Source organism: Puerhibacterium sp. TATVAM-FAB25 (genome assembly GCF_046535855.1).
GTDB classification, from domain to species: Bacteria; Actinomycetota; Actinomycetes; order Actinomycetales; family Cellulomonadaceae; genus Puerhibacterium; species Puerhibacterium variabilis_A.
This window is the reverse complement of the sequence record NZ_JAXUAK010000019.1, coordinates 17,845-40,404: the sequence shown is the minus strand read 5'-3', so window position 1 is coordinate 40,404 and position 22,560 is coordinate 17,845. Positions and strand designations below refer to the sequence as shown.

The 22,560-nt window shown below is 76.6% G+C and carries 17 protein-coding genes; 4 read left to right on the top strand and 13 right to left on the bottom strand.

What is annotated here, in order from left to right; genetic code table 11:
• Window positions 1–55: 55 nt before the first annotated feature.
• The 6 genes from U5M74_RS14360 to U5M74_RS14335 form a co-directional block, all read right to left on the bottom strand.
• Window positions 56–1,090, bottom strand: a complete 1,035-nt coding sequence (locus U5M74_RS14360) for a LacI family DNA-binding transcriptional regulator (protein ID WP_410909604.1) — start codon at window positions 1,088–1,090, stop codon at window positions 56–58.
• Window positions 1,091–1,169: 79 nt separating this feature from the next.
• A complete protein-coding gene (locus U5M74_RS14355; protein ID WP_410909603.1) occupies window positions 1,170–2,753 on the bottom strand; it encodes a glycoside hydrolase family 1 protein in 1,584 nt (527 codons plus the stop codon).
• Entirely contained in the window at window positions 2,750–3,661 is a 912-nt protein-coding gene (locus U5M74_RS14350) for a carbohydrate ABC transporter permease (protein WP_410909602.1), read from the bottom strand. Before U5M74_RS14350 ends, U5M74_RS14355 begins: the two co-directional genes overlap by 4 nt.
• Window positions 3,658–4,839: a carbohydrate ABC transporter permease gene (locus U5M74_RS14345; protein ID WP_410909601.1), complete on the bottom strand. Its 1,182-nt coding sequence runs from the start codon at window positions 4,837–4,839 to the stop codon at window positions 3,658–3,660. Before U5M74_RS14345 ends, U5M74_RS14350 begins: the two co-directional genes overlap by 4 nt.
• Before the next feature lie 93 nt (window positions 4,840–4,932).
• Window positions 4,933–6,261 carry an ABC transporter substrate-binding protein gene (locus tag U5M74_RS14340; RefSeq protein WP_410909600.1) on the bottom strand — a complete coding sequence of 443 codons (1,329 nt, stop codon included), beginning with the start codon at window positions 6,259–6,261 and terminating at the stop codon, window positions 4,933–4,935.
• A gap of 175 nt (window positions 6,262–6,436) precedes the next feature.
• On the bottom strand, window positions 6,437–6,943 hold the full coding sequence (locus tag U5M74_RS14335) for a DUF2505 domain-containing protein (RefSeq protein WP_410909599.1): 507 nt from the start codon (window positions 6,941–6,943) through the stop codon (window positions 6,437–6,439).
• Window positions 6,944–7,078: 135 nt separating this feature from the next.
• On the opposite strand from U5M74_RS14335, the gene U5M74_RS14330 reads away from it, so the two are divergent.
• Window positions 7,079–8,563 carry a sensor histidine kinase gene (locus U5M74_RS14330; RefSeq protein ID WP_410909628.1) on the top strand — a complete coding sequence of 495 codons (1,485 nt, stop codon included), beginning with the start codon at window positions 7,079–7,081 and terminating at the stop codon, window positions 8,561–8,563.
• Window positions 8,564–8,636: 73 nt separating this feature from the next.
• Here the strand turns inward: U5M74_RS14330 and U5M74_RS14325 are convergent, their stop codons facing one another.
• Entirely contained in the window at window positions 8,637–8,885 is a 249-nt protein-coding gene (locus U5M74_RS14325; RefSeq protein WP_013839539.1) for a WhiB family transcriptional regulator, read from the bottom strand.
• Between the two features lie 261 nt (window positions 8,886–9,146).
• Here U5M74_RS14325 and U5M74_RS14320 point away from each other — a divergent pair, with 261 nt between their 5' ends.
• On the top strand, window positions 9,147–9,698 hold the full coding sequence (locus tag U5M74_RS14320; protein WP_410909598.1) for a hypothetical protein: 552 nt from the start codon (window positions 9,147–9,149) through the stop codon (window positions 9,696–9,698).
• 10 nt (window positions 9,699–9,708) lie between these two features.
• Here U5M74_RS14320 and U5M74_RS14315 read toward each other — a convergent pair whose 3' ends face one another.
• From U5M74_RS14315 to U5M74_RS14290, 6 genes are all read right to left on the bottom strand, one after another.
• Entirely contained in the window at window positions 9,709–13,995 is a 4,287-nt protein-coding gene (locus U5M74_RS14315; RefSeq protein ID WP_410909597.1) for an FtsK/SpoIIIE domain-containing protein, read from the bottom strand.
• A 151-nt stretch (window positions 13,996–14,146) separates the two neighbouring features.
• The gene (locus U5M74_RS14310) at window positions 14,147–16,723 is read right to left on the bottom strand and encodes an FtsX-like permease family protein (RefSeq protein WP_410909596.1); all 2,577 of its coding nucleotides are present in this window, start codon (window positions 16,721–16,723) and stop codon (window positions 14,147–14,149) included.
• Window positions 16,720–17,559 carry an ABC transporter ATP-binding protein gene (locus U5M74_RS14305; RefSeq protein ID WP_410909595.1) on the bottom strand — a complete coding sequence of 280 codons (840 nt, stop codon included), beginning with the start codon at window positions 17,557–17,559 and terminating at the stop codon, window positions 16,720–16,722. The genes U5M74_RS14310 and U5M74_RS14305 overlap by 4 nt, the downstream gene beginning before the upstream one ends.
• Window positions 17,560–17,717: 158 nt before the next feature.
• Entirely contained in the window at window positions 17,718–18,134 is a 417-nt protein-coding gene (locus U5M74_RS14300) for a PPOX class F420-dependent oxidoreductase (protein ID WP_410909594.1), read from the bottom strand.
• Window positions 18,135–18,193: 59 nt separating this feature from the next.
• Window positions 18,194–18,952 carry a response regulator gene (locus U5M74_RS14295; protein ID WP_410909593.1) on the bottom strand — a complete coding sequence of 253 codons (759 nt, stop codon included), beginning with the start codon at window positions 18,950–18,952 and terminating at the stop codon, window positions 18,194–18,196.
• Window positions 18,949–20,391, bottom strand: a complete 1,443-nt coding sequence (locus U5M74_RS14290) for a sensor histidine kinase (RefSeq protein ID WP_410909592.1) — start codon at window positions 20,389–20,391, stop codon at window positions 18,949–18,951. The genes U5M74_RS14295 and U5M74_RS14290 overlap by 4 nt, the downstream gene beginning before the upstream one ends.
• A 135-nt stretch (window positions 20,392–20,526) precedes the next feature.
• Between U5M74_RS14290 and U5M74_RS14285 the strand changes: the two genes are divergently transcribed.
• Together U5M74_RS14285 and U5M74_RS14280 are read left to right on the top strand one after the other, a co-directional pair.
• Window positions 20,527–21,210: a response regulator transcription factor gene (locus tag U5M74_RS14285; protein WP_069984093.1), complete on the top strand. Its 684-nt coding sequence runs from the start codon at window positions 20,527–20,529 to the stop codon at window positions 21,208–21,210.
• Between the two features lie 3 nt (window positions 21,211–21,213).
• A complete protein-coding gene (locus U5M74_RS14280) occupies window positions 21,214–22,551 on the top strand; it encodes an ATP-binding protein (RefSeq protein WP_410909591.1) in 1,338 nt (445 codons plus the stop codon).
• Window positions 22,552–22,560 lie beyond the last annotated feature (9 nt).

Genomic DNA, 22,560 nt, shown 5'->3' with positions numbered 1-22,560 from the left:
TCGTCGTGCACGGCGTCGCCGCGGCCACGGTGCGGCGACGCCGCTGCGCGCGCGGCTACGCGCTGGCGCCCTCCACGAGCCGCGGCGTGAAGACCCGCGACGCCGGCGCGCCGCCGGCCATGAGGTCCAGAAGCGTCGACGTGGCGCCCGCGGCGAGCTCGACCACGGGGTTGCGCACGGTGGTCAGGCGCGGGGAGGTGCGCTCCGGCCCGCCGAGGTCGTCGAACCCGACCACCGAGACGTCCTGCGGCACCCGCCACCCCGCGGCGGCGAGCACCCGCATCGCGCCCTCGGCCATGAGGTCGGAGGCGGCGAAGACCGCGTCGAGGTCGGGGTGGTCGGACAGCAGCCGCTCCATCGCGGCGACGCCGCCCGTCACGGTGAAGTCGCCCTCGGCCACGGCGTCGGCGGGCAGGCCGGCCGCCGTGAGCTCGGCGCGCCAGCCCTCGAGGCGGTCCACGGCCGCGGTCATGTCCAGCGGACCGGTGATCGTGGCGACCCGGCGCCGCCCCGCCGCCAGCAGGCGCCGGGTGGCGATCCGCCCGCCCTCGACGTTGTCGACGTCGAGGTAGGTCACGGCCCCGCCGAACGGGCGGCCGATGAACACCACCGGCACCGCGTCGACGCGCTCGAGCCGGTCCTCCCTGTGGTGGGAGACGACGATGGCGCCGTCAACGTGCCCGTTGCGCAGGTAGCGGGCGAGGTGCCCGGGCGCCTCGTCGGCGCGGGCGAGCAGCAGCACCAGCTGCAGCTCGGTGCCGACGAGGCCCTCGTTGACGCCCACGAGCACCGCGGAGAGGAACGGGTCGGACAGCAGGCGCTTGTCCGGCTCGGAGACGACGAGGGCGATCGACTCGGTGCGGCGGGTCACGAGGGACCGCGCCGCCCGGTTGGGGGCGTACCCCAGCCGGGCGATCGCGTCCTCGACCGCCGTCAGCGCCGCGGGGGAGACGCGGGCGCCGCCGTTGATCACCCGCGACGCCGTCGACCGGGAGACCCCTGCCTCCCGGGCGACGTCGTCCAGGGTGGGGACGGCGCCCGCCGCCTCCGCCGCCGTCGCGCCCGCCGCACCCGTCACCGTGTCCGTCACCGGACCAGTGTCCACCGCGGTCACGGCGGTCGTCACGGCGGTCGTCACGGCGGTCGTCACGGCGGTCGTCACGGTGCGGTCACCGGGCGGGCACGACGCCCGTGCGCGCCACCTGCCCGTACCAGCGGCCGGAGGCCTTCACCGTGCGCCGCTGCGTCTCGTAGTCCACCCGCACCAGCCCGAACCGCTTGCTGTAGCCGTGCGCCCACTCGAAGTTGTCCATGAGCGACCAGGCGAAGTAGCCGCGCACGTCGGCACCGGCGTCGATCGCCGCCCGCACGGCGCGCAGGTGCGCGTCGACGAACCCGAGCCGGTCCTGGTCGTCGACGAAGCCGTCGGCGTCCGAGACGTCGTCGTAGGCGGCGCCGTTCTCCGTGACGTACAGGGCGACGCCGCGCGGGCCGGTGTAGTCCTGCTGCAGGCGCAGCAGCAGGCGCGTCAGGCCCTCCGGCTGCACCTCCCAGCCCATGGCCGTCGTCGGCAGCCCCCGGGAGCGGTGGTGCACGCCCTCCGGGACCGGCGTCGGCGGCAGCAGGGTGCGCACGGGGGCGTCCGCGGCGTCCTCGCGCACGCCCTGCGGGCGGTTGGCCCCGGCGGCCGGGTCGCCGTCGGGCGCGGGGTGCCCGGACAGCGCGCCGCCGTTGTAGTAGTTGACGCCCAGGGCGTCCAGCGGGGTGGAGATGACGGCCAGGTCGCCGTCCTGCACCAGGTCGGCCAGGCCGTACGGCTCGAGCAGCTCGAGCACGTCGGGGGCGTAGGCGCCGGCGAACACCGGGTCGAGGAAGAACCGGTTGAAGGTCGCGTCCTCGCGGCGTGCGGCCTCGACGTCGGCGGGGTCGGTCGGGTCGACCGGGTCGGCGACGGTGAAGTTCAGCGTGATGCCCAGGGTCGCGTCGGGGTCGGCCTCGCGCAGCGCCTGGGTGGCCAGGCCGTGCGCGAGCAGCAGGTGGTGGCCGGCCGCGACGCCGTCGGCCCGGGACTGGCGCCCCGGGGCGTGCTCGCCGCCGGTGTAGCTGAGGAACGACGAGCACCACGGCTCGTTGAGCGTGGTCCACACGCGCACGCGGTCGCCCAGCGCGTCGTGCACGGTCATGGCGTACTCGGCGAACCGGTAGGCCGTGTCGCGGCTGGTCCACCCGCCGGCCTCCTCCAGGGCCTGCGGCAGGTCCCAGTGGTAGAGCGTCAGCCACGGCACGATGTCGCGCTCGAGCAGCTCGTCCACCAGGCGGGAGTAGAAGTCGAGGCCCTCGGGGTTGGGGGCGCCGCCGTCGGGGCGCACGCGCGCCCACGAGGTGGAGAACCGGTAGGCGCCCAGGCCGAGGTCGGCCATGAGGGCGACGTCCTCGCGGTAGCGGTGGTAGTGGTCGCACGCCACGGAGCCGTCGTCGCCGTTCTTCACGGCGCCCGGCACGCGGCAGAACGCGTCCCAGATGGAGTCCTTGCGGCCGCCCTCGGCCGCGGCGCCCTCGATCTGGTAGGCCGCGGTGGCGGTGCCCCACAGGAAGCCGGGCTCGAAGCCGACGGCGTCGGTGGCCGTCGGCAGCGTCAGCGGCTGGGACGGCGTGAACGGCACGGTGGTGCCGAGGGCGGGCAGGCGGGGCCCGGGGCGGGGGGTGCGCGCCGACGCGGCGAGGCCGGCGGCGCGGTCGGGGTTGGCGGTCATCCCTTGACGGCTCCTTGCATGATGCCGGCCACGAGCTGGCGGCCGGTGAAGATGAAGATGACGATCAGCGGCAGCGTCACGAGGAACACGCCCGCCATGACGAGCGAGTAGTCGACGAAGTAGTTCGACTGCAGCGACCGCACGACGAGCGGCAGCGTGGGGTTGTTCTGGTTCAGCACGATGGACGGCCAGAAGAAGTTCGTCCACTGCTGGACGAAGGTGAACAGTCCCAGCATCGCCGCTGCGGGCCGCGCCGCGGGCAGGGCGATCGACCAGAACGTCCGGAACATGGACGCCCCGTCGACGCGCGCGGCCTCGATGAGCTCGTACGGCAGCGCCTCGCCGAGGTACTGCGTCATCCAGAACACGCCGAACGCGGTGACGAGCGCCGGCACGATGACGGCCTGCAGCTTGCCGATCCACCCGATGTCCGACATGAGGATGTACATCGGGATGACGCCGAGCTGCGTGGGCACGGCCATCGTCGCGATGACGAACACCAGCAGCGGCCCGCGCCCGCGGAAGCGGAGCTTGGCGAACGAGAAGCCGGCCAGCGTCGAGAACAGCACCACCGACAGCGAGGTCAGGACGGCGACGGCCACCGAGTTCCAGGCGGCCTTCCAGAAGTTGATCGCGTCGGAGCCCATGACGTCGGCGAACCGGTCGAGCAGGCTCCCGTCCGGCAGGAGCTGCGGCAGGGCGCTGCGCGAGATCGCCTCCGGGGTCGACGACCCGAGGATCAGCGTGAACCAGATCGGGAACACCGACACCAGCAGGACGACGCCGAGGAAGGTGTAGGTCACCCAGCGGGGCCGGCGCTGGTGGCCGCCGGTGGCGGGGCGGCGGCGGGCCGCGGCGCGGGCCGCCGCCGGGCCCGCGGTCTGGGCGACGACGGGGACGGAGCTCATCGCTTCCTCCGCTCGGTGGTGCCGGTCTCGGGGGCGCCGGCCTCGGGGGTGCCGGCCTCGGGGGTGCCGGTCTCGGGGGTGCCGGGCCGGACGGCGCCCGGCTCGGGGACGGTCGCGGTCTGGCCGGCGGCCGCGGGCGGTGCGACGAGGGCACGCCCGGACGGTGCGGCCGTCCGCCCGCGGCGACGGCCGCGGCCGGGCTCGGCGCCCGACGTGGCGATCCGCCGGGTGACCAGGAAGTTGACCATCCCGATGACGATGATCAGGAGGAACAGCAGCCAGGCGACGGCCGCGGCGCGGCCGAAGTTCTTCTGGTTGCCCCACGCGACGTCGTACAGGTACAGGACCGTGGTCATCCACTGCCGGTCCGCCCCGCCGAGGCCCTGCGCGTCGTACATGCGCGGCTCGTCGAAGATCTGCAGCCCGCCGATCGTCGAGGTGATGACGACGAAGATGATGGTGGCGCGGATCTGCGGCACCGTGACCGAGAAGAACTGGCGCACCCGGCCCGCGCCGTCGATGATCGCGGCCTCGTACAGGTCGCGCGGCACCGCCTGCATCGCGGCGAGGAAGATCAGCGCGTTGTAGCCGGTCCAGCGGAAGTTGACCATCGAGGCGATCGCCACGTGGCTCGCGAAGGTGTCGGCGTGCCAGCGGACCGGGTCGACGCCCACCAGGCCGAGCAGCTCGTTGATGAGGCCGTACTGGTCGGCGAAGAGGCGGCCGAAGATCATCGACACCGCGACGGGGGCGACGACGTAGGGCAGCAGCACGCCCATGCGCCAGAAGGTCGCGGCGCGCAGGTTCTGGTCGAGCAGCGCGGCGATCGCGATGGCGACGACGACCTGCGGCACGGACGACAGCACGAAGATCGAGACGGTGTTGCGCAGCGACTTCCAGAACGTGGGCTGCGCGAGCACGTCGGTGTAGTTCTGCAGGCCGACGAAGTCGCCCTGGCCGCCGAGCAGGTTCCAGTCGTACACGGACACGACCGCCGTGTAGACGAGCGGGAACAGGCCGGTGGCGGCGAACAGGACGAAGAACGGCGAGATGTAGAGGTAGGGCGAGACCTTGACGTCCCAGCGGCTGAGTCGCTGGGAGAAGCCGACGCGGCGCGGCGTGCGCTCGGTCGGCCCGCCGAGCCCGCGCGTGGGCTGGGTGGGCGAGAGGACGGCCATGGTGTGTTCCTGGGCTCCGGGGTCAGGGACCGGGACGGGCGGCGGGGTGCGGCCGGGGCCGGGGCGGCGTGGCGCCGCCCCGGCCCCGTCCCGTCACAGACCCAGGTCCTGGAAGGCCTGGAGCGTCTTGTCCCACGAGGAGGCCGCGTCGTCGGTCTTCTCGACGTCGACGCGCTTGATGCCGTCCTGCACGGTGGTGTGGATCGCGAAGTAGTTCGCGCCCTTGAACGGCGCGCCCTCGATGGCCTGCGCACGGTTGACGAAGATCTCGCCGACCGGGGCGTCGTTGAAGAACGCGTTGGTGAACGACTGCACCTGCTCGGACTCCTGCGCCTCCACCTGCGACGGGAACGTGCCCGCGCTCTCGAAGGCCGCGGTCTGCTGGGCCGGGTCGGTCAGCCAGGCCGCGAGCTCCTTGGCCGCCTCGGCGTTCGGGCCCGAGGCCGGGACCGTGAGGAACGAGCCGCCCCAGTTGAGGCCGCCGCCGGGGAAGACGTCGGCGACGTTCCAGCCGGTGACGCCGCCCGAGCGCTCCTCGATCGGGCCGGTCATCCACGCCGGGCAGATCATCGTCGCGAAGCCGTCGTTCTGGAACGCGGCGTCCCAGTCGCCCGACCACTGCTCGAGGCCGGCCGACAGGCCGTTCGTCGTCGACTGCTCGAGGACGGTGTCGTAGATGTCCTTGATCTCGGCGTTCGACGCGAGGTCCTTGGGCGTGCCGTCCGACTCCTCGTAGGCGTTGTCGATCTGGTTGACCATCGCCTGCGACAGCGACATCGCGGAGTCGTACCAGGCGGCGTCGAGCTTGGCGGTGAACTGCGCGCCCGCGGCGAAGTAGTCGTCCCACGTCGCGTCCTCGCCGCCGAGGAGCTCCGCCACGCCGGCGGGGTCGCTCGGCAGGCCCGCGGCCTCGAAGAGGTCGGCGCGGTAGCAGATCGCGCTCGGGCCGATGTCGGTGCCGTAGCCGATGAGCTTGCCGTCGGGCGTCGTCGCCTGCTGGACCTTCCAGTCGACCCAGCGGTCGGCCAGGGCGGGGTCGGTCAGGTCGGCGAACAGGTCGGGGTACTGCATGAGCTCGGGCAGCCAGTCGACCTCGATGGCCTCGATGTCCGCGAGGCCCTCGCCGCCGGCGGCGAGCTTGGTCGTGAGGTTGGTGCGGGCGTCCTCGGACTTGGCCGCCTTCGTCTGCTTGACGGTGACGTCCGGGTGCTCCTCGGTGTACTTCGCGAGCAGCTCGTCGGTGTAGCCGAAGTCGTTGAACGTGGCGACGGTGAGCTCGATCTTCCCGCCGGACGAGCCGCCGTCCGACGAACCGCCGCCGGACTCACCGCCCCCCGAACCGCAGGCGGTGAGGGCGAGGGCGATGGTGGCGGTGCCGGCGAGCGCCATGGCGGCGCGGCGGCGCGGGGTGCTGCTGAGCACGGTGACTCCTTCGTCGGTGGACCCGGGCGGCATCGACGCCGCTCCGGCGTGGTAGCGCTCCCACATCGCTGTGGTAGCGCTCCCACGGTCGGTCGGGAGGATCCTGCTGTGCCCGTGCGGGCCGTCACAAGGGCGCGACGCGCTCTGTGACGAAGTCGTGATCTTGGGGCGCGTGTCAGCGCACGCCGGCGAGCCAGTCGCGGCCGGCCTGCTCCTCGGCGGCGAGCGTGCCGCGCAGGGTGCCGGTCGCGGCCTCCTCGACGACGCCGCCGAACAGCGGCACGGCCGCGCGGACCTCGCCCGCGTAGACCTGGCGGGTGCCGCCGTCGGGCAGCGGCTCGAGGCTCAGGGTGCCGGTCATGCGCACCGGCGTGCCCGCGATCTCCAGGGCGACGGTGCCGACCCGGCGGTCGCCGGTCGGGGCCTCCCACGCCTCGGCCTGGCGCACCTCGAGGCGCTCGCCCACGAACGGGCGCGCCTGCGCGGGGATCTGGTCGGTGGGCAGCGAGCGGCGCACGACGACGGTGAGCGCGCCGTCCGGCGCGGCGTCGACGTCGACCTGCTCGACCGTGCCCGGACCCGTCGAGCGCTCGGCGCGCCAGCGGACGAACTCCTCGTCCGCGAGCATCGCGGCGACGTCCGCGACGGGCGCGGGGTAGGTCTGCTCGACGGTCAGGTGCACGAGCCCTCCTCGTCAGTGCCCGACGTCGGTGCCGGACGTCGGTGCCGGTCCCGGTGTGCGGCACTCTACCCGGGCGTCGCGTGGGACGGGGCCGGTCGCCGGTGGTGCGCCACGTACGCTGAGGGCGTGTCCGCCATGAGTGACCTGATCGCCCAGCATGCCGATGTCGACGCCGCCGACAACGAGTGGCTCCAGCTGCTGGTCGGCGACTGGCAGGTCGTCTCGGACCTCGCGTTCGCGGACCTCGTGCTGTGGCTGCCCACCCGCGAGGGCGGGTTCGTGGCGATCGCGCAGGCGCGCCCGTCCACCGGCGCCACCGTGCACTACGACGACATCGTCGGGTCGATGGCCCCGGAGGGGCAGCGCCCCCAGCTCGAGGCCGCCCTGCGCGAGGTGCGGGCGCAGCGCTCGCGCGAGCCGCGCTGGTTCGGCGCGTACGCGGTGCGCGAGGAGGCCGTGCCGGTCGTCCACGAGGGCCGGGCGATCGCCGTCCTGGCGCGGCAGACCAACCTCGGGTCGGGCCGCACGCCCAGCCGCCTGGAGCTCAACTACGTCGAGGCCGCCGACGACATCATGGGCATGATCGCCCGCGGCGAGTACCCGTCGCCGAACGGCGCCACCGGCCCGCGCCGCGGTGCGCCGCGCGTCGGCGACGGGCTCATCCGCCTCAACTCCGAGGGCGAGGTGCTGTACGCCTCGCCGAACGCGCTGTCGTGCTTCCACCGCCTCGGCGTCATCGGCCCCCTCGTGGGGCAGTCGCTCGTCGAGGTCACCAGCGGGCTCGTCGAGCACCAGTCGACCGTCGACGAGTCGCTGCCGCTCGTGGTCATGGGCCGGGCCGCGTGGCGCACGGACATCGAGGCCCGCGGCGTCGCGCTGTCGCTGCGCGCGCTGCCGCTGACGGACCAGGGCCAGCGCATCGGCGCGGTGCTGCTGTGCCGCGACGTCACGGAGCTGCGCCGCCGCGAGCGCGAGCTCATGACCAAGGACGCGACCATCCGGGAGATCCACCACCGGGTCAAGAACAACCTCGCCACGGTGGCGGCGCTGCTGCGGCTGCAGGCGCGGCGCATGAACATCCCGGAGGCCAAGGCGGCGCTGGAGGAGGCCACCCGCCGCGTCGCCACGATCTCCCTCGTGCACGACTTCCTGTCCCAGACGCTCGAGGAGCAGGTGGAGCTGGACTCCATGCTCAAGCGGGCGCTGCGGATGACGGCGGACGTCGCCTCCACACGCACCGCCGTGCGGACGGTGCAGGAGGGGTCCTTCGGCATGATCCCCGCCGAGGACGCCACCCCGCTGGCCCTGGTGCTCACCGAGCTGGTCACCAACGCCGTCGAGCACGGGTTCCCCGACGGGCGCGAGAGCGGCACCATCCGCATCGTCGTCGAGCGCGACGGCGCGCAGATGCGCGTGGTCGTGGCCGACGACGGCGTGGGCCTCGGCGAGGAGGACATCGCCGAGCTCGGCCGGCAGTCGCGGTCGGGGCTCGGCAACCAGATCGTGCGGACGCTCGTGACCAACGAGCTCAGCGGCAGCATCGACTGGCGCGCCCGCGCCGGCGGCGGCACCGAGGTGGAGATCCAGGTCAAGCTGCGCGACGGCTCGCACCGCGGCTGACGCGCGCCGGCCGCGGACGCGACGAGGCCCCCGTCGCCAGGGCGACGGGGGCCTCGTCAGCAGGTGTCCGTGCTCAGCCGGCGCGGCGCGCGCGGGCCGTGCGGCGCTTGAGGGCGCGGCGCTCGTCCTCCGACATGCCGCCCCACACGCCGGCGTCCTGGCCGGACTCGATGGCCCACTTCAGGCAGGTGTCGACGACCTCGCAGCGACGGCAGACGGCCTTGGCCTCCTCGATCTGCAGGAGGGCGGGGCCGGTGTTGCCGATCGGGAAGAACAGCTCCGGGTCCTCGTCCAGGCAGGCGGCCTTGTGGCGCCAGTCCATGTCACTTCTCCTTGGTTCGGGTGCTGCGGCCGCGTCGGGCGGGGCGCGCCGTGTCGGCGGCGCCCGGGCACGACGTCCGCGCCGATGGCGCGCGGAGGGCACAGGACGGCCGGCAGTACGACGGGTGTGCGGGAACTGTCTTCAAGATTCACACCTGGTGAAGAAGCACACAAGAGGTGTCCTGCAGATTTCTGTCCGGTAACCCTTGAGGCTTTCCTCACAGTGTCGTGAAACCCCAGGTCGCAGGTATCGTGGCGAGCCATGCCGCACACTGACCAGCCCGGACGTCCCGACGGCACCGGTCGTAGTGCCGGTCGGGGCACCGATCGGGGCACCGATCGTGGTGCCGGTCGTGGTGCCGGTCATGGTGCCGGCCGCGGCGACGCGGACGGCGGCGACCACGGCGGCGCCGAGCCCGGTGGCCCCGATCGTCCGACGCCGCCCGGCGCCCTGCGCGCGCTGCTGGTCGCAGTCGTGCTCGAGGCGCTGGTGCTGACCGTCGCGGCCGTCGTGGTGGCGGTCGAGGCGATCGGCGGCGGCTCCGACTCGGTCGCGATGAGCGTGTTCCTCGTCGTCTTCGCGCTCGGCATGGCGTGGGCGCTCCTGGCCGCGGGCCGCGTGCTGCGCGCCGGGCGCCACGGGGGCCGGTCCGTGATCATGACGTGGCAGATCTTCCAGGCCGTGGTGGCGGCGAGCATGCTCGCGTCGGGTGCCACCGCAGCGGTGCTGGGCGGCGTCGGCCTCCTCGCGCTCGCCGTGGCGGTCGCCGTGCTGCTGCTGACGCCCAGCGTCGTGCGGGCCACCACGGACTGACCCGGCCCCGTCAGGGGCGCGCCACCTGGAGCGGCGTGGCCGCGCCGTCGACCACCAGGGCGCCCCGCCCCGCCTGCCGCACCCCCGGCTCGACGACGTCCTCGAGCGGGCTGGCGAGCACCTCGTCCGCGCCGCGCTCGCCCGGGTCCAGCAGCACGCCCGTGCGCCCGGCCCGCAGGTGGGCCAGCAGCCCCCGGTGCGCCAGGAGGGCCGCCGTGGTCGTGCACGCGGCGACGACGACGGCGCCGCCCTCCGCCGCGAGCTGCGCCAGGCGCTCGACCTCGGCGGGCAGCGCCTGGGCCAGCGTGTCGGCGTCGTCGACCACGAGCACGGGGCGGCGATCGGCCGCGCCGCCGAGCGGCGGCTCCGCGCGGCCCAGGTGCGCGAGCACCGCCCGCACGCCGTCGGGCGTCGGCGCGGACGCCGGCGCCGCGTGCGCCTCGGCCCGCAGCGCGGCGTCCCGGGCCAGGACGGCGACCGGCCGGCCCTGCCGCGCCAGGCCCCGGGCGAGCACCCGCAGCGTCGTCGTGCGGCCCGACCCGCGCGTGCCGGCCACCAGCGCGCCGGCGGCGAGCCGCAGGCCGAGCGGCGCCGCCGCGTCGCCACCGACGCCCACCGGGACGCCGCCCGACCTCGGCAGGTCGTCGGACCTCGGCAGGACGTCGAGCCGCGCCGGAGCGTCGGACCTCGGCAGGTCGTCGAGCTGCACGAGGTCGGGCAGCGGCAGGACGCGCAGGGGAGCGGTGCCTGCCGCCGTCCTGGTGCGCCCGGCCGCCGGCGCCGCACCGCGCGCGTCGGCGGGGTCCGGCAGGAGGACCTGGCACTCGACCGGGTCGCCGGCGGCGAGCCACACGCCGCGGCCCGGGGCACGGCCGCGGCCCGCGAGCGACGACGGCGCGCCGAGCAGCACGTCGGCGTGCGCGTCGCCGGACAGCAGCACCAGCCGGGGGCCCACCCGCGGGGCGAGCCCGGCGACGGACGGCGTCTCGGCCGTGACGGTGAACGCCGCGCCCCCGGCGGCGAGCGCCGCGGCCAGCGGGTCGCGCACGGCGGTGGCCACCGCGGCGCGGAGCCCCTCGACGTCGTCGACCACCACGAGGGTGGGCGCGGTCGGCGTGCCCGGACGCGTGGTCGCCAGCGCCCGCAGGAGCCGGCCCGCGCGGCGCGGGTCGTCCGGCCCGGCGAGAGTGCCGAACCCGGGGTGCGCGGTCAGCGGCGCGAACCGGTCGCGGGCCGAGGGCGGCACCAGCGCGTGCACGTGCCAGCCCCGGTCGAGCGCGGCCCGGGCGAGGGTCAGGGCCGCCGTCGTGCGGCCCGAGCGTGCCCGCCCCACCACGGCGAGGTGGCCCGCGGCCGGGTCCCACCGCACCGCGGTGCGGCGCTGGGCGTCGGGCAGGTCGCCGAGCGCGAGCGGGAGAGCCGCGCCAGAAGTCGCCTCGGGCGCGGCGGCACCGTCGTGCGGTGCGTCGCCGGCGGCCGCGAGGTCGGCGGCCCGCGCGACGGTCGGCAGGGGCGGCAGCCACGGAGCCGACCCCGCGGCGCACCCGAGCCGCGCGGCGGCCGCGCGCGCCTCCGCCACGAGCCGGTCGAGGGGCGTGCCGCCGACCGTCCGGGCGCCCGCCTCCGCGCCGGGCCCGGCATCGGGACGGCCGCCGGTCCCCGGGCCGCCGTCCGCGGGGCCGTCCGCGACCCCGGTGGACGCCCACCCCGGCGCACGCCGCACGGGCGGCCGGGCGCCCGCGGCGGCCGACGCCTGCGCGCACTGCAGCACGACCGGCGGCGCAGGACCGACCCGCAGCACCGCCCGTCCGGGCGCGGTGACCGGGATGCGGGCCGCCGTCGGGACGTCGAGCACGTCGTGGGAGTCGGCGGCGTCGACGACCCGCAGCGCGAGCCGTGCGGAGACGTTCGCCCGCACGTCCGCGCTCACCGCACCGGCCGGGCGCTGGGTGGCCAGCACCAGGTGCACGCCGAGCGACCGGCCCTGGGCCGCGACGCGCAGCAGGCCCGGCAGCAGCTCGGGCACGTCGTCGGCCAGCGCCCGGAACTCGTCGAGCACGACGACGAGCCGCGGCAGCGTGCCCGCCGGCAGGGCCGCGACGTCGGCGACGCCGTGCCGGGCGAGCAGGTGCTCGCGCGTGCGCAGCTCGGCCCGCAGCCCGGCGAGCGCGCGCCCGGCGAGGCCCGCGTCGAGGTCGGTGACCTGGCCGACGACGTGCGGCAGCCGGGCGCACGCGCCGAACGAGGCGCCGCCCTTGAAGTCGACGAGCACGAGGGCCAGGTCCTGCGGCGAGCGGCCGAGCGCCAGCCCCAGCACGAGGGACTGGAGCAGCTCGGACTTGCCGGAGCCGGTGGTCCCGGCCACGAGCAGGTGGGGTCCGTCGCCGACCAGGTCGAACCGCACCGTGCGGCCGGCCGCGTCCACGCCCAGCGGGGCGGCCCACGACGCCGCCGCGGCCCACGCGACGGCGATCCGCTCGCCCGCCGGGCCGCCCGTCGGGCCGGTCGGCGGGCCGAGGAGCGGGGCGAGCGGCACCACGGCGGGCAGGCGGGGGTCGGCGGGCTCGGTGCCGCCGTCCGGGGTGCCGTCGGGGGTGCACGAGCCGGCGGGGGCGCCGGCGCGGAGGGCGGCGACCGGCCGGGCGAGGGCCCGCAGCCCGGCGAGCCGTCGGGCGAGCCGCTCCGCCCAGACGGCGCTCACCCCGACCAGGGGCTCGGCCGTCACGGTGCCGTCCGCGGCCGTCCGACGGACGCGGGTGCCGGCCTCGCCGTGGCCCGCGGGCTCGGCCGCCCCCGCAGCGGTGGCGCGGCCCGCCGGAGCGACGCCGGTCGCGTCGGCCGGGACGACGTCGAGCACGCCCCGGCACCACGCGGGCACCGTCGCGCCGGGCGGCAGGAGCAGCACCACGGCGCCGCCCGAGCGCACCACCCCCTGCGCGGCCGCGCCGTCGGGCGCGGCGACGGGTCCCGGACCCGCGTCGACGACCAGGAGGCGTGGCCCGGCGTCGGGCAGCCAGCCGCACCACGACCACGCCGGCCGCCCGACCCCGCGCACCGCCACCGCCGCGCCGCGGGCGGCGAGGTCCGCGACGACGGCGCGCGCGACGGCGAGGGCTGCCTCGCGCGGCCCGCGCACCGCCAGGGCGCCGTCGGCCAGCAGCGGCCGTGGTGCCGGCGGGCCCGGCGCCGGACCCGCGGGCCAGGCTGCTCCGGGCCCGGCCACGCCCGTCGGTGCGGGGCCCGGCCCGCGCGCCCGCAGGGCCGCGGCCCACGCCGCGTCGGACGCGCGGTGGGCGGCGAGGACCGCGAGGGCGAGGCCGGCCGGGTCGGCGCCCGGAGCGGCGGCGGCTCCGGCCGGCGCGTCCCAGCCGAACGGGACGGCCGCGCCGACCCGCACCGCCGGGCGGGGCTCGGGGGCGCCGGAGCGGCGGGCCCGCCGGGCGGCGAGGAGCTGCGGCAGCACGGCGAGCAGGCCGACGAGCGAGAACAGCGCGAGGACCGGCTGGCGCAGCACCGCGGCCAGAGCGAGCGCGCCGGCCACGGGCAGCAGCGCGGCGAGGAACGTCGAGCCCGGGCTCCCGGCCGCCGTCGGGCCCCGGTCGTCCGCGGAGGAGGAGGCGAGGAGCGCCCCGGCGTCGCCGCCGGGCCGCACGGCGTAGGCGACCCCGGTGCCGTCCGGGCCCGGCCCGGTGAGCACGTCGCCCGGCCGCCAGCGTCGCGGCAGGCGTCCCAGCCGGACGCGACGCAGGCCGCCCGCGGGCGTCGCGCGGCTCAGCGCGGGCACGGACCGCCGGGCGTCGGGGCGCCCGCGCGCCGGGAGCCCCGGCCCGCGGCGGGCCCACGGGCGGGGGCGACCGTCGTCGCCCCGGCGGACCCGGACGGCGACGTGCCCGCGCGCGCCGGCACGCACCTCGACCCCGCCCGGCAGGCGCACGCGCCCGCCGGCCGCGAGCGCCGCCAGCTCGCCCGCCTCGCGGCCGGCGACGCGGGCCAGCACCCACGCCGCGCCGACGGGCGTCACGGGGCCCGGGGACCCCGGCCCGGGCGGCACGGCGGGCCCCGGCCCGACGGCGGCGAGCGTGGCGCCGGGCAGCAGCGGACGCTCGCCGGCCACGACGCCGTCGTCCACCGCGACGCCGTCGACGGCGAGCGGGACGTGCCGCAGCTCCGGGCGGCGCAGCAGGTCGGCGAGCTCGCCACGGACCTCGCCGAGGCGCGCGCCCGCGGGCAGCAGCACGTCCTCGCCGGGATGCACGGTCACGCGCACCCCGGCCGCGGCGGCGGGCGGCGGGGTCATGGCGACCAGGGTGGCCCAGGCGCGGCGCCCGCCGCCGGGAGCCCTGTGGACAACGGGCTGTGGGCAGCCGGCCGGTGCCCGCACGACGACGGCGCCCCGCGAGCCAGGCTCGCGGGGCGCCGTCGGGAGGTGCGCAAGGCGCACAGGGGCCTCACTCGGCGGCGAGCGCCTCCACGGGGGAGGTCCGCACCGCGGAGCGGCCGGGCAGCACCGACGCCAGCAGGCCGGCGGCCAGCGCCACCACCGCGACCAGCGCGACGTCCCGCCACGGCACGCTCAGCGCCACGTCGCCCATGATCCCGAGCGCGGCGAGGGACCCGGCCCAGCCGTAGACGAGGCCCAGCACGATGCCGAGCACCGCCCCGACACCGGCGATGAGCATGCCCTCGATGGCGAGCATCCAGCGCAGCTGGCCGGCGGTGACGCCGATGGCGCGCATCGTGGCCGACTCGCGCCGGCGCTCGATCACCGACAGCGACAGGGTGTTCGCCACGCCGATGAGCGCGATGACCACGGCCACGGCCAGCAGGCCGAGCACGATGCCGAGGGCGGTGTCCACCACCTGCTCGAAGCTGACCCGCTCGACGGCGGCGCCGCTGACCGAGGCCAGCTCGCCGGTGTCGGCCACCGCGTCCTGCACGTGGCCCACCGCGGCGCGGACGTCCGCCTCGGGGTCGAGGGCCACCCACATGGTGGAGGTCACCGGCTGCGAAACGAGGCCGCGCAGGTCGGCGGGCACCACGAGGACGTCGGCGAGGGCCACGTCCGTGGTCGCGAGCTCGAGCGTCACGGTGCCCGCGTCGCCGGTGAGCGTGATCGGGTCGCCCGCGGCCAGGCCCCAGGCCTCGGCCGCCCCGGTCGCCACCACGGCGGTGCCGGGCGCGAGCGCCCCGACCGCGGCGTCGCTGCGGACCGCGGCCGCCGCCGCGTCGCGGTCGACGCCCTGCACGGTCACGACGACCTGCTCGTCCGACGCCGTGCCGTCGCCGAGCGTGGCGACGCCCGTCTCGGGCACGGCGACCGCCGCGACCTCGTCGACGGCGCCGACGGCGTCGACCACGGCGTCCGGCAGCACCGTCGTGCCGCTGTCGTCGGCCTGCGTGCCCTCGACCGACACGTCGACGGGGTACTGGCCGTCGAGCTCGTTCGTCAGGCTGGTGCGGGCGCTGGCGGCACCGGTGGACATCATCGCCACGAGAGTGACGCCGATGAGCAGGGCCGTGCTGGTGGACGCCGTGCGGCGCGGGTTGCGCAGCGTGTTCGCGGCCGCCAGCCGGGCCGTCGGGCCGGTGGTGCCCACCAGGCGCCCGGCCAGGCCGGTGACCTTGGGCAGCCAGTACACCGCGGACACCGCGACGCCGACGAACGACGTCGCCCCGCCGAGGATGCCGAGCGCGAGACCGAGCGACGGCTCCTGGGCCACGGTGCCGAGCGCCGCGCCGCCGGCCAGCAGCGCGAACCCGCCCAGGGTGGCGAGGACGGACAGCACGAGGCGGACGCGCCCGGCGCCCTTCTCCGTGGTCGGCGCGTCGAGCGGGCGCAGCGCCGCCAGCGGCGCCACGCGGGTGGCCACGCGAGCCGGCACCAGGGCCGCCGCGACGGTGACGAGCGTGCCGACGACGACCGGCAGGACCACGACCTGCCACGTCAGGCTGATCGTGGCGGGCAGGGCCGCCGCGACCGGGCCGGTGCGGGCGACCCACAGCGCGAGCTGGCCGAGGCCGGCGCCGACCACCACGCCGAGCACGGAGGTGACGACGCCCAGGACGGCGGCCTCGAGCAGCACGCCTGTGCCCACCTGCCGCTTCGAGGCGCCCACGGCGCGCAGCAGGGCGAGGGTGCGTGCCCGCTGGGCGACCAGCACCTGGAAGGTGTTCGTGATGACGAGGCCGGCCACCAGCAGCGCGATGGACGCGAAGGTCAGCACGAAGATGAGGAACATGAGGTTCTCGCCGCCGGTGAGCTCGGCGGCGGCGGCCTCGGCGTGCTCGTCCGGGGTCACGACGTCGAAGGACGAGCCGAGCGTCGTGGCCAGGTGCGCGCGCACCGCCTCGAGGTCGGTGCCGTCGGCGAGCAGCAGGCTCGCCTCGGCGTAGGTGACCTCGGCGCCCGTGGTCTCCGCCTGCCACCGGTCGAAGGTGTCGCGGGTGACCACGCCGACGCCGGCGTACATGCCGTAGGCGTTCTTCGGGTCCGCCACCAGGCCGGTGACCGTCACCTGCTCGACGACCTGGTCGTGCTCGCCCGCCTCCGGGTCGACCGGCACGTCGCGCGCCACGTCCACGGTGGAGCCGACGCCGAGACCGAGCCGCTCGGCGACGTCCGGCGGCAGCGCCACCTCGTCGGGCGCCGTCGGCATCGTGCCGTCGGCGAGCTCGAGCGGCATGAGGCGCGAGTCGTCGGGCTGCGGCAGGAAGCCCTGGTAGATGGTCCGGTTGCCGCGGGTGAGCCCTTCGAAGACCAGCGCCTGCGGGGCGGCCGTCACGACGCCGGAGGTCGTGGCGACGGACTCGAGCTGCGCCGCCGAGAGCTCGCCTTCACCGGCGGGCTCGACCACGAGGTCGGCCGCCGCGTACCGGGCGGCGATGGAGTCGTACGTGGAGCGGGTGATGAGGTTGCCGGCCAGCAGCGTCGCGGCGACGAACGCCGTGCCGATGACGATGGCCACGCCGGCGGCGGCGAGCCGTCCGACGCTGCGGCGCATCTGTGCCAGGGTGATCCGGATCATCGGGCGCCCGCCTCCCCGGCGGCGCTCGCGCCGGCACCGGGCACCGGCGACTCGAGCGAGCGCAGGGCGTCGAGGCCCGCCAGCACGGCCTCGGGCGTCGGATCGGTGATCTCGCCCGCGATCCGGCCGTCGGCCAGCAGCACGACGCGGTCGGCGTACGCGGCGGCGGCCGGGTCGTGGGTGACCATGATGATCGTGCGGCCCAGCTCGCGGACGCTGCGGCGCAGGAAGCTGAGCACCTCGGCACCGGAGCGCGAGTCCAGGTTGCCGGTCGGCTCGTCGGCGAACACGACGTCCGGCTTGGCGATGAGCGCGCGGGCGATGGCGACGCGCTGCTGCTGGCCGCCGGACATCTCGCTGGGCCGGTGGCCCAGGCGCTGCTCGATGCCGAGCGTGCGCACCAGGGTGGTGAACCACTCGCGGTCGACGGTGCCGCCGGCCAGCTCCACCGGCAGGGTGATGTTCTGCTCGGCGGTGAACATCGGCAGCAGGTTGAACTGCTGGAAGACGAAGCCGACGCGGTCGCGGCGCAGGAGCGTCAGCTCCTTGTCGCCGAGCCGGGTGATCTCGGTCGAGCCGACGAACGCCTGGCCGCTCGTCGCCGAGTCCAGGCCCGCGAGCAGGTGCATGAGCGTCGACTTGCCGGAGCCCGAGGGGCCCATGATCGCCGTGAACCGGCCGGCGGCGAAGTCGACGTCGACCGTGTCGAGGGCGCGGACGCTCGAGGCGCCCTTGCCGTAGGTCTTGGCCAGGCCGCGCGCCCGCACCGCGGCGCCGGGGGCGCTGCGCTGGCTGGGAGTCGCGTCGGCGACGGGGACGAACGTGGTGCTGTCCACGGGTGCTCCGGTCTGTAGTCGCTGGGTCGAGCCGACGAGGGTCGGCTCCCATCACCCAGGACGCTACGGAACCGCAGGTCAGCGGTCGTCAGGCCGGAGGCTGGTCCTGCCGCCGCCGTGTCATCCCGTGGTCGTACGCCGGGTCCGCCGGACGGCGGTCAGGACGTGGCCCAGGGCGAGCCACCCGCCCAGGCGTGGTACGAGGTGACCTCCATCCACACCGAGACGCGCGGCGACGTGCGGTTGGCGTAGGCCTGGCCCGTGTAGTGCTTCGCCAGGCGGTCGATGTCGGCCAGCCCCTCGTCGTCGACGATCTCCGTGACGCGCCCGCGCAGCGAGACGTGCCGGTACCACTCCTCGCCGTCGAGGACGGTCAGCGAGACGCGCGGGTCGGCGCGCAGGTGCTCCAGGCGCGCGCGGCCGGCGTCGAGGTTGAGCAGCACCCGCCCGGCGTCCCACAGGTACCAGGTGGCGACGGTGACCGGCGCCCCGCTGGGGCTGACCGTGCCCATGACGGCGGGGTACGGACGGCGCAGGAGGTCGACGAGCTCGGCGGGCAGGGGCGGTCGGGGCACGGGTCCTCCTCGGTCGGGCCGGCCGCCTCGGCCGGCGTCGCCGCCAGGGTAGGCGAGCCCTAGGCGCCGGGCCGCACCAGGCCCGTCTCGTAGGCCACGACCACGGCCTGCACGCGGTCGCGCGCGCCGAGCTTGGCGAGGATGCGGCCCACGTGCGTCTTGACCGTCGCCTCGGCGACGAACAGGTCCTGCCCGATCTCGGTGTTCGACCGGCCGCGCGCCATGAGCTCGAGCACCTCGCGCTCGCGGTCCGTGAGGCGGGCCAGCGCCTCGTGCTCGGCGGGGGCCGCCGCCGGCGGCAGCGCCGTGACGAGGTGCCCGAGCAGGCGGCGGGTCGACGACGGCGCGATGACGGCGTCGCCGCGGTGCACCGTGCGGATGGCGGTGAGCATCTCCTCCGGCGGGGCGTCCTTGAGCAGGAACCCCGAGGCGCCGGCGCGGATGGCCTCGAGCACGTACTCGTCGAGGTCGAACGTGGTGAGCACGATGACGCGCGGGCCGGCCTCGGCGCCGTCGGAGCCGCCGTCTGAGCCACCGTCTGAGCCGCCGTGAGGGCCGCGGTCGGCGCCGTCGCCCGCGGCGCCCGTGAGGCGCGCGGTGGCCGACAGGCCGTCGAGGTTCGGCATGCGCACGTCCATGAGGACGACGTCGACCGGCGTCTGGCGCAGCACGCGCAGCGCCTGGAGGCCGTCGGCGGCCTCGGCGACCACGGTGAGGTCCGGCTGGGAGTCGATGACCATGCGGAAGCCCGCGCGCACGAGCTGCTGGTCGTCGACGAGGGCCACCCGGACGGGGCCGTCGGTCGGCTGGTCGGTCACTGCGTCGACTCCTCGGGTGCGGGTGGGGGTGCGGGTGCGGGTGCAAGGACTGGTGCGAGGCCGGGCGCCGGCGCGGGGGAGCGGTCGGCCGGCGCGTCCACGACGCCCGGCCCCGCCGGCAGCGGCATGGCGAACCGTACGCGCCACCCGCCGCCCGGACGAGGACCGACGGTCACCGTGCCGCCGAAGAGGGCGGCACGCTCCCGCATGCCGAGCAGGCCGAAGCCGGGCCCGCCCGGCGCGCCGGGGGCGATGGCGCCGCCCGGGCCGCCCTGGCCGCCCGGCGCGTCTGCACCGTCCGCGGAGGCCGCGGCCCCGCGCCCGTCGTCGGAGACCGCCAGCTCCACCGCGCGGTCGGTCCAGCGCAGCGCCACGGTGACGGTGGGGGACGGGCCGGCGTGCTTGCGCACGTTCGTCAGCGCCTCCTGGCAGATGCGGTGCAGCGTGAGGCCCGCGCCGGGCGGCAGACGGCGCGGCGTGCCCACCCGCACCAGCGACACCTGCATGCCGCTGCCGCGCGCCTGGGCGACGAGGGACTCGAGGTCGGCGTCGTCCGGCTGCGGCGTGAGCGGGGCCGCCCCGCCGGCCGGTGCGCCGGGAGAGGCGTCGAGGGCCGCGGGCGCGCCGCCGGGCAGCGGGACGCGCGGGGCCGCGTCGTCGTCGGACCGCAGCACGCCCAGCAGGCGGCGCATGTCGGCCAGGGCGGCGCGGCCGGTCTCGGAGACGACACCGAGGGCGCGGGCCGCGGCCTCGGGGCTCGTCGCGGCGGCGTACCGCCCGCCGTCGGCCTGGGCGATGATCACGGTCAGGGAGTGGGCCACGATGTCGTGCATCTCGCGGGCGATGCGCGCCCGCTCGGCCGACGTGGCGATGCGGGCCTGCTGGTCGCGCTCGACCTCCAGCCGGCGGGCGCGGTCGCGCAGCGCCTCGACGGTCTCGCGCCGGGCGCGGCGCATCAGCGCGAGGGCCCAGACCGCGACGGCGCTGACCGCACCCATGAGGCCCATGCCGACCGCGCCGGACAGGTCGCCCACGACCAGGTAGAAGAACAGCGTGAGCAGCGCCGAGCCGACGAGCGCGGTGGCGATCGCGGCGCGGTGGGCCCAGGCCGGGCCCCGCACGGTCACCGCGTACAGCACGACGAGGATCGCGACGTCGGCGGGCAGCACGAGCGGCATGCCGGCGAGGACGTGGCCGAGCGCCGCGGCGGCCACGGTGGCGGTCGCGCCCACGGGGCGCACGTGCCGCCAGGCCAGCGGCGCCCAGAGGGCGACGGCCCACAGGGCCGCGGACCACGTGCTGCCGCCGTACGCCCCGCCGCCCGAGACGATGGCGGCGGAGCCGATCACCACCCACAGGCCGGTCGCGGCGACGCCGGTCGCGTCGACGGCGAACCGGTGCCGCTCCGTCCACGCGGTCCACCGCTCGTACCAGCCCATGGCCGCCAGGCTAGAGGTCGTCGCCCCGGGCGCGCGTCCCCCCACGGGTGGACCGGGTCGGCACGCGGTCGGACACGCCCCCGGGCCCGCCCGACCCCTGTCTGCCACCTGGCGGGATACCGCTACCATGGCGGAATGACCCACGTGCTTCTAGCCGAGGACGACCCGGCGATTGCCGAGCCGTTGGCCCGGGCCCTCACGCGTGAGGGTTACGACGTCGTGGTGCAAGGGACTGGTCAAGGAGCGATCGAGAACGCGACGACCGCTGACATCGTCGTCCTGGACCTCGGCCTCCCCGACATGGACGGCCTCGACGTCGCGCGCGAGCTGCGGGGCAGCGGCCTCGCCGTCCCGATCCTGGTGCTGACGGCCCGCGCCGACGAGGTGGACCTCGTCGTGGGCCTCGACGCCGGCGCCGACGACTACGTCACCAAGCCGTTCCGCCTCGCCGAGCTCCTGGCGCGCGTCCGGGCGCTGCTGCGCCGCACGCACGGGGAGTCGGTCGAGGAGGAGGAGCTGCGGGCGCAGGACGTGCGGGTCGACGTCGCCGCGCACCGCGCCTTCCAGGGCGACCGTGAGCTGCACCTGACCACCAAGGAGTTCGACCTGCTCAAGGTGCTGGTCGCCAACGCCGGGTCGGTCGTGGTGCGCGACACCCTCATGCGCGACGTGTGGGGCTCCGACCCGGTCGGGTCTACCAAGACGCTCGACATGCACGTGTCCTGGCTGCGCCGCAAGCTCGGCGACGACGCGAACGCGCCGCGCTACGTCTCCACCGTGCGCGGCCTCGGCTTCCGGTTCGAGCTCGGCGCGGCCTGACCCGTGCGCCGCCGCGTCCTGCTGGCGACGATCTCCGCGGTCGCCGTCGCCGTCGTGCTGCTCGGTGTCCCGCTCGGGCTCACCGGCGCCCGGCTGGTGCTGGACAACGAGCAGCAACGCATCTCCGACCGGCTGGAGACGCTGGCGCGCAACGTCGAGGCCGCCCAGGAGCGCGGCGACGTCGTCTCCGACGGGGTGCTGACCCGCGGCGTGGACGGCCGCACCGGCGACGTCCCGGCGCACGTGCTCGTGCAGCTGCCCGACGGCACCCAGCTCGAGGCGGGCGAGCCCGTGGAGGGCCCGTCCGTGGAGGTGGCCCGCTCCACGGAGCTGCGCGCCAGCGTCGTCATGACCGTCTCGGCGTGGCCGGTGTGGCTCAGGGCCGCGCAGATGGTGCTGCTCACCGTCGCGGCCGGGATCGTGGCGATCGCCGCGGGCGTGGCGATGGCCGTGTGGCAGGCCAACCGGCTCTCGGCGCCGCTCGTCTACCTCGCCGCGTCCGCGGAGCAGCTCGGCTCCGGGCAGGTGCGCCCGCGGCTCGAGCCCTCGGGGGTCGAGGAGATCGACCTCGTCGCCGCCGAGCTCGCCCGCACCTCCGACCGCCTGGCCGGGCGGCTGGCCGCCGAGCGGCAGTTCGCGGCGGACGCCTCCCACCAGCTGCGCACCCCGCTGACGGCGCTGACGATGCGCCTCGAGGAGATCCAGGCCGCCTCGAAGGACCCGGACGTCCAGGAGGAGGCGCGCATCTCGCTCGAGCAGGTCGAGCGCCTCGTCACCGTGGTCGACGACCTGCTCGCCGCGTCCCGCAAGTCGCAGGGCGGCACCACCGAGGCGGTGCGGCTGCTCGACGTCATGCACCAGCAGGCGGAGGAGTGGACGCCGGTCTTCGAGCGCGCCGGGCGCGCGCTGGTCGTCGACGTCTCGCCGGACCACCGCGTGCTGGCCACCCCCGGGGCGCTCGCCCAGGTGGTCGCCACCCTGCTGGAGAACTCGCTCAAGCACGGCGACGGCCGCACCACGGTCCGCTCGCGGCCCTCGGGGACCACCGGCGCCGTGGCCGTCGAGGTGTCCGACGAGGGTCCGGGCGTGCCCGACGACATCGCGCCGCGCATCTTCGAGCGCGGCATGACCTCCGGCTCCGGCACCGGGCTGGGCCTCGCCCTGGCCCGCGACCTCGTGGCGGCCGACGGCGGCCGGCTCGAGCTCGCCCAGCGCCGCCCGCCGGTGTTCGCGCTGTTCCTGCAGGGCGTGCCCCGGACGCTCGACCCCGGCGTCGTGCTGCCGCCGGGCACCACGATCAGCGCGCACGGCCGGCGCCCGCGCCGCCGGAAGCAGGGCTGAGGACCTGCG

What these genes read in the sequence shown, in the direction of transcription:
- U5M74_RS14325 (WP_013839539.1), bottom strand. Translation starts at nt 8,885, where the DNA reads ATGGACTGGCGCCACAAGGCCGCCTGCCTGGACGAGGACCCGGAGCTG.
- U5M74_RS14320 (WP_410909598.1), top strand. Translation starts at nt 9,147, where the DNA reads ATGCCGCACACTGACCAGCCCGGACGTCCCGACGGCACCGGTCGTAGT.
- U5M74_RS14315 (WP_410909597.1), bottom strand. Translation starts at nt 13,995, where the DNA reads ATGACCCCGCCGCCCGCCGCCGCGGCCGGGGTGCGCGTGACCGTGCAT.
- U5M74_RS14290 (WP_410909592.1), bottom strand. Translation starts at nt 20,391, where the DNA reads ATGGGCTGGTACGAGCGGTGGACCGCGTGGACGGAGCGGCACCGGTTC.
- U5M74_RS14330 (WP_410909628.1), top strand. Translation starts at nt 7,079, where the DNA reads ATGAGTGACCTGATCGCCCAGCATGCCGATGTCGACGCCGCCGACAAC.
- U5M74_RS14310 (WP_410909596.1), bottom strand. Translation starts at nt 16,723, where the DNA reads ATGATCCGGATCACCCTGGCACAGATGCGCCGCAGCGTCGGACGGCTC.
- U5M74_RS14285 (WP_069984093.1), top strand. Translation starts at nt 20,527, where the DNA reads ATGACCCACGTGCTTCTAGCCGAGGACGACCCGGCGATTGCCGAGCCG.
- U5M74_RS14350 (WP_410909602.1), bottom strand. Translation starts at nt 3,661, where the DNA reads ATGAGCTCCGTCCCCGTCGTCGCCCAGACCGCGGGCCCGGCGGCGGCC.
- U5M74_RS14345 (WP_410909601.1), bottom strand. Translation starts at nt 4,839, where the DNA reads ATGGCCGTCCTCTCGCCCACCCAGCCCACGCGCGGGCTCGGCGGGCCG.
- U5M74_RS14355 (WP_410909603.1), bottom strand. Translation starts at nt 2,753, where the DNA reads ATGACCGCCAACCCCGACCGCGCCGCCGGCCTCGCCGCGTCGGCGCGC.